Here is a 10,151-nt window from a genome sequence, read left to right on the forward strand (position 1 = left end):
GAGCCGCCGTATGGCCGCCGTCGACATCAGCCCCGCAGCCGCCCTGCACCGCAGAGCCAAGTACCCCACGCCCACCGCCCTCGTCTATGAGGGCCAGGAGTTCTCCGCCGCCCAGCTCAGCCGCACCGCCATCGAACTGGCCGCCGGGCTCGCCGAGCAGGGACTGCGCCGCGGCGACCGGATCGCCTACCTGGGCTTCAACAGCGTCACGTTCTTCCATGCGCTGTTCGCCGCCGCCCACCTCGGGGCTGTCTTCGTTCCCGTCAACTTCCGTCTCGCCGCCGACGAGGTACGCCACATCCTCACCGACAGCGGAGCCCACACCGTGGTCGTCGAGGAGGGACACCGCGAACTGGTGGAGTCGGTCCTCGGCGACATCCCCGCCCGCCGCCACATCCTGGTCGACACCGACCCCGCCTGCCCCGCCGCGGTTGCGCCCGAGGCCCTGTGGACGCCGCTGTCGGAGCTGCTCGGCCCCGGCCGACCCGAACGGGAGCCGGTGCCGCTGCACGACGACGACCTCGGCGCCCTGATGTACACCTCCGGCACGACCGGGCGCCCCAAGGGCGTCATGCTCACCCACGGAAACCTGTGGTGGAACGCGGTCAACGTCGACAGCATGGTGGACACCCGCTCCGACGACGTGAACCTGGCCGCCGCCCCCCTCTTCCACATCGGCGGCCTCAACGCCCTCACCCTGCGCACCCTGCTGCGCGGCGGCACGGTCGTCCTGCACCGCGGCTTCGACCCCGCAAAGTGCCTGGAGGACCTCCTCCGGCACCGGGTGACTGCCTTCTTCGCGGTCCCCGCCATGTACGCCGCCCTCGCCCGCACACCCGGCTTCGCCGAGGCCGACCTGGGAACCCTGCGCTCGGCGGTGGTCGCGGGCGCACCCGTCCCGCCACAGCTGATCAAGGACTACGCCGCATGCGGCATCCTGCTCCAGCAGGCCTGGGGGCTCACCGAGACGGCCCCCTTCGCCACGTACCTTCCCGCCGGGCTGACGCTGGAGAAGGCGGGCTCGGCCGGCGCCCCCATGCCGTACACCGAGATCAGTCTCGCCGATCCTGTCACCGGCGCCAGGATCGCCGAGGCCGACACCCGAGGCGAGATCTGCGTACGCGGCCCCAACGTCACCCCCGGCTACTGGAACAACCCGGACGCGACCCACGCCGCCTTCGACGAAGCCGGCTGGTTCCACACCGGCGACATCGCCCACCGCGACAAGGAGGGCTTCTACTACATCGTCGACCGGCTGAAGGACATGATCATCAGCGGGGGTGAGAACATCTACCCGGCCGAGGTGGAACGTGTCCTCGCCGCCTGCCCCGGCGTCCTGGAGGCGGCCGTCATCGGCGTACCCGACCCGAAGTGGGGCGAGACCGTCGAGGCCGTTCTCACCTGTGCACCCGGAACCTTGCTCACGCTGGGAGACGTACGGGAGTTCGCCGGCCGGCACCTCGCCCGCTACAAGCTCCCCACCCGGCTCCTGCTCGTCGATCAACTGCCCCGCAACGCCAGCGGCAAGCTGGCCAAGGGCGAACTGCGCCGACTGGTCGAGGCCGAACCCGCCGCCGACACCATGTGAGCCCACCGTGATGACATCCCTCGACGTGCCGCCGCTGCCCGAGCCCTCCCCAGGAGCCGACTGGATGCTGCGCCCACTCGCCGACGCCGGTCACGGCGTCCGTGCGTACGCTGCCGTTCCGCGAGGTGGCGGCACGCCGGTCGAGCTGCGCCTGCACCGCGTTCAGCACCATCCCGTGCGTGCGTGCTATCCGTACGGCGCGCACGACATTGCCGTCGGGCTGGTCCTGGTCGAGGCCCCTGAGGACACAGCTGTTCGGCTTTTGAGCGACCTTGTCCCCGCGCTGTTCGCCGCCGACCCGCGCTGCCGCCGTGTCGTCGCGGCACCGGCCGAGGACGACACCGCCGCGCAGAGCGCCTTCGAGGCGGGCGGCTTCCGCCGGGTCGCCGAAGCGGACCTGCCGAACGGCAGCGTCGTCCTGTTCACGGCGGAACCAGCCTGGATCGCCGACGTTCCCACCGCACTGGACGACATGCCCCACTGACTCCGCTCCCGCCCCACGATGGCCGACGGCCCAGGTACCCGACCTGGGCCGTCGGCCATCGGCGGTCTCAGGCGTCCTCACCCGACCGAGCCGGGCACTGAGCGGTGACGTGAGGTCACCGACGCCGCCGATGTGCTGCAATGTGGCACGCGCGCTATGGCCCGATGCCGGGTCGGGGTCACCGTGATCTCGTGCTTGCTGCTATCGCCATCTCCCAGAGCGCCGCCGACCCGCTTGCCGGGCTGGTCCTGCGCGACGTACCGGAGCCCGACCTGAAGCCCGGCTGGTCCCGGGTCCGTGTCGTGGCCTCCTCGCTCAACATGCACGACCTGTGGACCCTGCGGGGCGTCGGTCACCCTCCGGAGCGGCTCCCGATCGTCCTCGGTTGTGATGCGGCCGGGTACGACGAGGACGGCAACGAGGTGATCGTCCACCCGGTGCTCGGCGACCCGGACGCCGGTCGCGGCGACGAGACGCTGGACCCGAACCGGGCACTGCTGTCCGAGCAGCACGACGGTGCCTTCGCGGAGTACGTCACGGTCCCGACCCGCAACCTGGTTCCCAAGCCCGCGTGGCTGTCGTTCGACGAGGCCGCCTGTCTGCCGGTCGCCTGGACCACGGCCTACCGCATGCTGTTCACCCAGGCCCGGATCACCGCCGGCGACCGGGTCCTCGTGCAGGGCGCCGGCGGCGGGGTCGCCTCCGCCGCGATTCTGCTCGCGGTGGCAGCGGGCGCCGTCGTCTACGCCACCAGCCGCAGCGAGGACAAGCGCGCCGAGGCCCTTACCTGGGGAGCCCGGGCCGCCGTACCGACTGGTGAGCGGCTGCCCGAAAGGGTCGACGTCGTCATCGAGACGGTCGGCGAGGCGACCTGGTCGCACTCGCTGAAGTCACTGCGGCCCGGCGGCACGGTCGTCATCGCCGGAGCCACCAGCGGCACCAACCCGCCCGCCGACCTGGGCCGAGTCTTCTACCTCCAGCAGCGCATCCTCGGCTCCACCGGCTGCACCCGCGCCGAGCTGGTGGCGATGCTCCGCATGCTCGACGCGACCGGGGTCCGCCCGGTGATCGACCGGACCCTGCCCCTCACGGACATCCACAAGGGATTCCAGCTCATGATCGACGGCGGGCTGACCGGAAAGCTCGTCATCCACCCGTCGGATTCCCGCCCCCAGCCCCAGCAGTAAGGAACGCCCATGCCCGCAGCAGCCGTCGGGCTGTCCCACTCGCCCCTCATCGGCAAGAACGACCCGGATCCGGAAGTCCTGGCCCGTGTCGACGAGGCCGTGGACACCGCGAGGACCTTCATCCGGTCCTTCGACCCGGACCTGGTCGTGCTCTACGCACCCGACCACTACAACGGCTTCTTCTACAAGGAGATGCCGCCCTTCTGCCTTGCCACCGAGGCGCACGCGGTGGGTGACTTCGGCACGGCCGCCGGACCGCTGTCGGTCGACACCGCCGCTGCGAAGGCTCTGGCCCAGGGCGCGCTCGACCGTGGGGTCGACCTCACCGTCTCCGCACGGATGACTGTCGACCACGGTTTCGCGCAGCCGCTCGAAGTCCTCTTCGGTGGCATCGACCAAGTGCCGGTCGTGCCCGTCTTCGTCAACGGCGTGGCCACACCGCTGGGTCCAGTGAGCCGGATCAGGGCACTGGGGACCGCGCTGGGGCAGGCCTCCGCCGACCTCGACCGGCGGGTGCTGTTCCTCGCCTCCGGCGGCCTCTCGCACGATCCGCCCGTACCGGTGCTGGACGGGGCACCGCCACGAGTCGCCGACGCGCTCATCGAGGGCCACCCGCCGACGCCCGAGCAGCGCGCGAAGGGCGAGCACCGGGTCGTCCAGGCGGGTCGCGATTACGCCGCAGGGTCGAGCGCGATGATCCCGATCAACCCTGCCTGGGACAACCGTCTCCTCGACCACTTGGAACAGGGCGAGTTGGCGGAGTTCGACTCCTGGACCGTGGACGCGATGGCCAAGGAGGCCGGCGGCTCCGCTCACGAAGTCCGCACGTGGATCGCCGCGTTCGCCTCCCTGGCCGCCACCGGGCCGTACAAGATGACCTCCCGCTTCTACGAGGCCATCCCCGCGTGGATCGCCGGGTTCGCCGTGGCCACGGCAGAGGGGCGGTAACTGGCATGACACACAGGTCAGTTGACGCCCGCGTGATTGCCCGCGCGGCCGCCCTCCTCGCCGCCGCTCGGGACGAGGGCCGGCTCGTCGCACCCGTACGGGACCTCCTCGGCGAACACGACATCGCCGCCGCCTACGCCGTGCAACAGGAGCTCACCCGCCGCAGGCTGGCGGACGGCGCGGTCGTCGTGGGCCGTAAGATCGGCCTGACGTCTCCGGCCGTACAACGCCAACTGGGTGTCGAACAGCCCGACTTCGGTGTGCTCTTCGCCGACATGGACGTCTCGGGTCTGCCCCAGGTGCCGTCCGGGCGGCTGCACCAGCCCAAGGCCGAGGCGGAAATCGCCTTCGTGCTGAGGTCGTGCACCGCACCGGCCGCCAGCACGGGGACCCGAACGGGCACGGAGCCGACTTCCCCGTGCACCCCAAGAACCGCTTCGACGCGCAGACCGTGCACAAGTGGACGGACTGCGACGCCCTGCGGGAGCGGCTCGGCGAGGCCCGCGTCGAGGGCCCGCTGACGAACGGGCACGCCACCGTCTTCCCCAACTTTTCCTACCTGCCGGTCGACGGATCCATCCGGATCTGGCACCCCAAGGGCCCCGATAAGATGGAGGTTTGGGCCTGGATCATCGTCGACAAGTCCATGCCCGAAGAAGTCCGCGAGGCCCAACGGCTGTACAGCCTGCGGACGTTCGGACCGAGCGGGATCTTCGAGCAGGACGACGGCGAGAACTGGAGCGAGGTGCAGGCCATCTCGCACGGCTTCATCACCAACGGGGTCGCCCTCAACTACCAGATGGGCATGGGCAGCGAACGCGAGGACGGCCGTCACCCCGGCACGACCAGCGAGCTGTACAGCGACGCCGCCGGCCGGGCCTTCTACGGGCGCTGGCGCGAACTGATGAACACCACCGCCTGGCACGAGGAGACCTCCCATGGCTGACGGCATCCGTGTCGCCGCGCTCGACGACATCCCCCAGGGCGGCTGGCTGGCCATCCGCGCAGGTGAAACGGGTTGCGGCCCTCGCCCTCGGTCCGAGGTTGAGGGCCGCCGCGTTTTGCGGAAACGCCATTCAAGATGGTTTGAGGTTTTTCGTATTGCCGGACCGGCAGGATGACCGCGGACGGGTGTGCGGGGTCGTGGAAGACCTGTTGGTCCGCGGCGCGGAGGGTGGTGGCGGTGGCCCGGGGCTCGCCGGTGCCGGGGTTGCGGTTGTAGCGGGGGAAGGCGCCGCTGGAAATCTGGACGCGGATGCGATGGCCGCGTTTGAAGCGGTATGCCGTGGGCCACAGCTGCACCGTCGCGCGGGAGATCTCGTCGGCGCCGCTCAGGCCGGTCAGTCCGTCGCACACGTTGGACGAGCGGCCCTTCTCGTCCACGTCGCACAGTCGGACGAACACGTCGGCGTGGGGCAGGCTGGAGCGGAACCAGATCTCGGCGCTGACCTCGCCGATCACCTCGACGTCCGTCTCGAGGGCGGGGGTTGTGTAGGTCAGCACGTCCGGCCGTGCTTCGAGGGCGGTGTTGTCGACCCGGCCCGCTTTGACGCCGGTGGCCAGGCGCACCCCGCCGACGGCGGGGGTCGGGTCGGCGGGGTCGTAGTGGTAGCCGTCCGGTGCGGACTCGCCCGGCGCGTCGGCGGCAAGGGTGCCGGCCGGGTGGAGGTGGAAGCGCTGTGGGGCGTATCCGGGCGGCGGCCATGAGGGGGCGTCGCGCCAGGTCTCCTCGCCCATGACGAACAGGCGCACGGGGGCACGGTCGGACGGCTGCTCGCCGCGGGCGTGGGCCAGCCCGAAGTCCAGGGCCTCGGTGATTGGCGTGCTCTGCGTCCCGACCGGGGACATGTGCGACCACGGGCCGACGGTGAGACGGGATTGCTGTCCAGCTGTCTGCAGGGCCTGGTAGTCGCGGAGCTGGCCGGGCAGGAAGATGTCGTACCAGCCGGCGATCGAACTCACCGGCACGGTGAGATCGGCCAGTCGGTGGCTGTGGTCGACCGCCGCCCAGTGCTGGGCGTCGGAGTCATGGGCGAGGATGTTCTGGATGTAGTCGGACCGCTGACCCGTGGCGGCGACATCGGCCTGGTTGAGCGGGAGCGTGTTCATGGCACGTTGCACCCGTTTCGCCCCCAGCAGTTGGCGCGTCATCGCCCACCGGCGTTCCTGGCTGGCGACCACGCTGCCCCAGCCGAACGGTGCCTCCAGGGAGAATCCGTCCTTGCGGAGGAACTCCAGGGTGAGGGCGGATTCCGTAACCGCCGGGATCATCGCCTTGACCTGGGGCGGCAGTTGGTCGGCCACCGCCCAGTGGACGAAGCCGAGGTAACTGGCCCCGAACAGCACCATCGACTCGCCGAACCAGGGCTGCTTGATCACCCAGTCCAGGCTGTCGAGACCGTCCTCGCGCTCGCGCCGGAGCGGGTCGAAGTCGCCGCTGGAGCCGAACGTTCCGCGCCCGCTCTGGATCAGCACCTGGAACCCGCGCTCGGCCAGCGGCCTTCCCATCATCGCGCCGACCATGCCTTCCCTACCGTAGGGACTGCGGAGAAGCGCGGTCGGCAAGCCGTCGGCCCCGCCTCTCGGAGTCCAGCGGTCGGCCAGCAGGACGACCCCGTCGCGCATTGGCACCGGCAGATCGCGTTCGACGACCAGATCCCTGGTCAAGGGCGCGGGAAGGTGCAATATGCGCTCGATGAATCGACTGCGCAGGTTCATTGGTGGAGTCCTTCGTCGGCCTGTTGGTGGTGGCTGCCGCGGTGCAGGTCCTCGGCGAGCAGGGCCAGGCAGTCTGTGTAGCGGTGCTGGTCGAGCAGTTGTGCCTCGACGGCACCCAGAAGCTGTACCGCGAAGTGGAGCCGGATGTCCTCGTCGTAGGCGGGCGAAGAGCCAGCAGGTGCGAAGGGTGGCAGGGTGCCGGTCACGTCGGCCGTCAGCTCCGGTGGGTGCAGGCTCATCGGACCGGTCCTCCTGCGGGCCGTTCCGGTGCTGTCAGTCCAGCACGGAGATGTTGGTATGCCGAGTGTGTGTGCCGTTGAGTGGCACGACGACGCCCAGGCGCGGCACATATGCCCGGTCTCACCGAGCGAGGAGTGTGCGCAAGGTCAGCCCTCTCCACGTGCTGTGCTGCGCCTGCCTTGGTGAGCGCTGTATGTGTGAACGCATCGCCCCGCCTACCGCCGGTATTCGCCGAGCGGCCCGGGGGCGGAGCGTCCGGCGGTTTACGCCTGGGTGTTCCGCTGGCGGTAGCCGCTCGCGATGAGGGTGCGGAGCCGGTCGAGCGGCTCCTTGTCGGCGCCGTTGCCCTTGATCCAGGCGATGGAGCAGGCCGCGAGGAACAGGTCGTTGCCCTGTACCGACGCGCGCACGCGTCCCGCGAGCTGCGCGGCGCGCACGTACCGGTCGGTGGCGGTGATGAGGATGTGGCAGGGGATGGTGAGTGGGTTGTCCGGCTCCTGAGCTCGGGCCGCGGCCATGAGCGGGTCCGGCAGCCCGCTGAAGGCGCTGAAGTACTCCTCCATCGCCCGCAGCCACTGCTCCAGCGCCTCGGTGGGGTCGGCGAGGTGGTCGATGTCGGCCTGGCGGGCCACCAGTTCCTCGGAGCGGGTCTGCAGTACGGCCGCCAGCAGTGCCTCTCGGGTGGGGAAGTGCCGGTACAGGGTGGCGGGCCCGACGCCCGCATCCTTGGCCACCGCCTCCAGGGAGGTGCCGACCCCGTGCTGCAGGAAGTGCCGCTGCGCGGTTTCCAGGAGGACCGCACGGTTGCGCTGGACGTCCGCGCGGGGCTTGCGTCCCCGCTGTTCGACGGCGCTCACACGCCCTCCTGCCTGCCGTGATCCTGCGGCCGCATCAAAATGGATGCCGCCTCCGTACGCATTCGAGAGTAAAACGAGGCGGCATCCGGTCAAATCGGCGGTCCGACCACGGAGATGAAGCGGCCGGGCCGCGGCGCCGCCGAGCTCCTGGCCGTCCCCGAGAACCTGCGCCACCACGACATCCAGCTCGAACTCCACACCCACCCCCTCCAAGGCGTCTACGACCCGATGTCCTCGGGCCTGCCGGTGTGGCGCATCGGAACCTTGACGGTCGGCGTCGGCTGACGACGGTGAGGGCGGTGACCGAACCGCCCAGCGCCTCCATCGGGACTGTCAGCTGAAAGACCGCGTTGCCTGCCGCAGGACTTCGAGCCGAACGGTCATCGAGCAGGAGACGCTGGGCGTGCTCACGGGAAGGGTCCTCATCTGTCCTGGTTCACGGCGGCCTGGAGGATGCCGCCGGTGGGTGAGGTATACGCCGTCGAGGGGTGACCGCACTCGACGGGCACGGCTACTTGTCGGCGCCGGCCTTGGTGGTGTCCAACTCGGCCTGCGGCGGCGTGGTGGTGCGGGAGTGCAGGACCTTGCGGGCCTGTTCGGTGTCGAAGTCGTTCTCCCACTTGCCGATCACGATGGTGGCGACGGCGTTGCCGAGGACGTTGATGAAGACGCGGCCCTCGTTGAGGATGCGGTCGATGCCGACGATCAGGGAGAGGGCGGCGAGCGGGATGTGGCCGACCGCGGTGACGGTGCTGGCGAGGACGATGAACGCGCCGCCCGCGATCCCGGCGGTGCCCTTGCTGGTGAGCATCATGACGCCGACCATGATCAACTGCTGCTGCCAGGACAGGTCGATGCCCATGGCCTGGGCCAGGAAGAGGGAGGCCATCGTGAGGTAGACCGCGGAGCCGTCCAGGTTGAAGGAGAACCCGGAGGGGATGACGATGCCGACCACGGGCCGGCCGATGCCGAGGATCTCCAGTTTGCGTACCAGTTGGGGAAGGACGGCCTCGCTGGAACAGGTGCTGAGGGCGACGAGTAGTTCGGCCTTGAGGAAGCGGATGAGGCCGAACAGGCTCAGGCGGCAGGCCCGCATGATGGCGCCGAGGACGACCAGGACGTAGACGATGCAGGTCGCGGTGAACAGGATGATGAGGTAGGCGAGCTGTTTGAGGCTCTCTGCGCCGTAGGTGGCGACCACGGTGGCCAGGGCGCCGAAGGTGCCCAGGGGCGCGAGCCGCATCACCCAGCCCACGATGCGGAAGACGACGTCCGACAGTGCCTTGATGCCGCGGGTCAGTGGTGCCCCTTCTTCGCCGGCCATGTTCAGGGCCACGCCGAAGACGATGGAGACCATCAGCGCGGCCAGGATCGCGTCCCCGGTGATCGCGCCCAGTAGGGAGGCGGGGATGAGGGAGGAGACGAAGCCGGTGAAGGTGGCGTGCTCGGTGGCGGTCTTGGGCACGTCGTCGGCGTTGAGTGACGAGGGGTCGACGTGCAGGCCGGAGCCGGGCTGGAAGATGTTGGCGACGACCAGCCCGATCAGCATGGACGCCAGGGACAGCACCAGGAAGTAGCCGATCGCCTTCACGCCGATCCGGCCCGCCTTGCGCAGGTTGTCCATGGAGGCGATGCCGGTGGTGACCACGCAGAAGACGACCGGGATCACGATCATCTTGACCAGCGCGATGAACCAGTCGTTGAGCGGCTTCAGGTCCTCACCCAGCCCGGGCGTGAGGACGCCGACGGCGATGCCGAGGACGGCGGCCAGTACGACCTGGAACCACAGCTCACGTATGAGACGGCTCAGCCGTGACCGCTGCGGGCGGCCGGCGTCGGTGGTGGTGCTTGTCATCGTTGGTGCTCCCTTGCACGACGATTGTGTGTAGCCCTGTCCCGTGGGGGGTGCGGGGGACGCGACGCGGCTCGCGCGTCCCCGGTCTCGTGTGTGGCGCACGTATCCGGCGGCGCCGGCCGACGGGGCCCGCCCGGTGGCGGGCGAGTCCGCGGTGGGGTGGCGGTCAGCTGTGCAGGGCGCGCAGCACCTTGGAGAAGGCGGCTTTGCTCTCGAAGCCGATGCCGGGGGTGTCGGTCAGGCCGACGCGGCTCTTCTCGACGACGGCGTCGTC

General features: G+C 70.0%; 10 protein-coding genes and 1 pseudogene. 7 read left to right on the top strand and 4 right to left on the bottom strand.

Annotated elements, in window-relative coordinates; translation table 11 throughout:
• The first annotated feature begins 10 nt into the window (after nucleotides 1-10).
• From ACTWQR_RS47375 to ACTWQR_RS47400, 6 genes and pseudogenes are all read left to right on the top strand, one after another.
• The gene (locus ACTWQR_RS47375; protein ID WP_443233530.1) at nucleotides 11-1,588 is read left to right on the top strand and encodes an acyl-CoA synthetase; all 1,578 of its coding nucleotides are present in this window, start codon (nucleotides 11-13) and stop codon (nucleotides 1,586-1,588) included.
• 10 nt (nucleotides 1,589-1,598) lie between these two features.
• Complete coding sequence (locus ACTWQR_RS47380; protein WP_443233531.1) at nucleotides 1,599-2,072, top strand: GNAT family N-acetyltransferase; 474 nt, start codon at nucleotides 1,599-1,601, stop codon at nucleotides 2,070-2,072.
• Nucleotides 2,073-2,263: 191 nt separating this feature from the next.
• On the top strand, nucleotides 2,264-3,259 hold the full coding sequence (locus ACTWQR_RS47385) for a zinc-binding dehydrogenase (protein WP_443233532.1): 996 nt from the start codon (nucleotides 2,264-2,266) through the stop codon (nucleotides 3,257-3,259).
• Nucleotides 3,260-3,268: 9 nt separating this feature from the next.
• Nucleotides 3,269-4,207, top strand: coding sequence for a 3-carboxyethylcatechol 2,3-dioxygenase (locus tag ACTWQR_RS47390; protein ID WP_443233533.1), 939 nt, complete (start codon nucleotides 3,269-3,271; stop codon nucleotides 4,205-4,207).
• Nucleotides 4,208-4,212: 5 nt separating this feature from the next.
• A pseudogene (locus tag ACTWQR_RS47395) lies at nucleotides 4,213-4,563 on the top strand (2-keto-4-pentenoate hydratase); the annotation flags it as partial.
• A gap of 5 nt (nucleotides 4,564-4,568) precedes the next feature.
• Nucleotides 4,569-5,153 carry an SRPBCC family protein gene (locus ACTWQR_RS47400; RefSeq protein ID WP_443233534.1) on the top strand — a complete coding sequence of 195 codons (585 nt, stop codon included), beginning with the start codon at nucleotides 4,569-4,571 and terminating at the stop codon, nucleotides 5,151-5,153.
• Here the strand turns inward: ACTWQR_RS47400 and ACTWQR_RS47405 are convergent.
• The 3 genes from ACTWQR_RS47405 to ACTWQR_RS47415 form a co-directional block, all read right to left on the bottom strand.
• Complete coding sequence (locus ACTWQR_RS47405) at nucleotides 5,090-6,925, bottom strand: CocE/NonD family hydrolase (RefSeq protein WP_443233535.1); 1,836 nt, start codon at nucleotides 6,923-6,925, stop codon at nucleotides 5,090-5,092. The genes ACTWQR_RS47400 and ACTWQR_RS47405 overlap by 64 nt on opposite strands.
• Entirely contained in the window at nucleotides 6,922-7,164 is a 243-nt protein-coding gene (locus ACTWQR_RS47410; RefSeq protein ID WP_443233536.1) for a hypothetical protein, read from the bottom strand. Before ACTWQR_RS47410 ends, ACTWQR_RS47405 begins: the two co-directional genes overlap by 4 nt.
• Before the next feature lie 264 nt (nucleotides 7,165-7,428).
• A complete protein-coding gene (locus ACTWQR_RS47415) occupies nucleotides 7,429-8,022 on the bottom strand; it encodes a TetR/AcrR family transcriptional regulator (RefSeq protein WP_443233537.1) in 594 nt (197 codons plus the stop codon).
• A 114-nt stretch (nucleotides 8,023-8,136) separates the two neighbouring features.
• On the opposite strand from ACTWQR_RS47415, the gene ACTWQR_RS47420 reads away from it, so the two are divergent.
• Entirely contained in the window at nucleotides 8,137-8,307 is a 171-nt protein-coding gene (locus ACTWQR_RS47420; protein WP_443233538.1) for a hypothetical protein, read from the top strand.
• A gap of 226 nt (nucleotides 8,308-8,533) precedes the next feature.
• Here ACTWQR_RS47420 and ACTWQR_RS47425 read toward each other — a convergent pair whose 3' ends face one another.
• Nucleotides 8,534-9,877, bottom strand: coding sequence for a cation:dicarboxylate symporter family transporter (locus tag ACTWQR_RS47425; protein WP_443233539.1), 1,344 nt, complete (start codon nucleotides 9,875-9,877; stop codon nucleotides 8,534-8,536).
• Nucleotides 9,878-10,151: the final 274 nt, after the last annotated feature.

Origin of the sequence: Streptomyces sp. 2A115, from assembly GCF_052245575.1 — a bacterium.
Classification (GTDB): domain Bacteria; phylum Actinomycetota; class Actinomycetes; order Streptomycetales; family Streptomycetaceae; genus Streptomyces.

Bases quoted from the DNA above. Each gene is read 5' to 3' on its own strand.
- ACTWQR_RS47380 (WP_443233531.1), top strand. From the start codon at position 1,599: ATGACATCCCTCGACGTGCCGCCGCTGCCCGAGCCCTCCCCAGGAGCC.
- ACTWQR_RS47410 (WP_443233536.1), bottom strand. From the start codon at position 7,164: ATGAGCCTGCACCCACCGGAGCTGACGGCCGACGTGACCGGCACCCTG.
- ACTWQR_RS47405 (WP_443233535.1), bottom strand. From the start codon at position 6,925: ATGAACCTGCGCAGTCGATTCATCGAGCGCATATTGCACCTTCCCGCG.
- ACTWQR_RS47390 (WP_443233533.1), top strand. From the start codon at position 3,269: ATGCCCGCAGCAGCCGTCGGGCTGTCCCACTCGCCCCTCATCGGCAAG.
- ACTWQR_RS47420 (WP_443233538.1), top strand. From the start codon at position 8,137: ATGAAGCGGCCGGGCCGCGGCGCCGCCGAGCTCCTGGCCGTCCCCGAG.
- ACTWQR_RS47425 (WP_443233539.1), bottom strand. From the start codon at position 9,877: ATGACAAGCACCACCACCGACGCCGGCCGCCCGCAGCGGTCACGGCTG.
- ACTWQR_RS47375 (WP_443233530.1), top strand. From the start codon at position 11: ATGGCCGCCGTCGACATCAGCCCCGCAGCCGCCCTGCACCGCAGAGCC.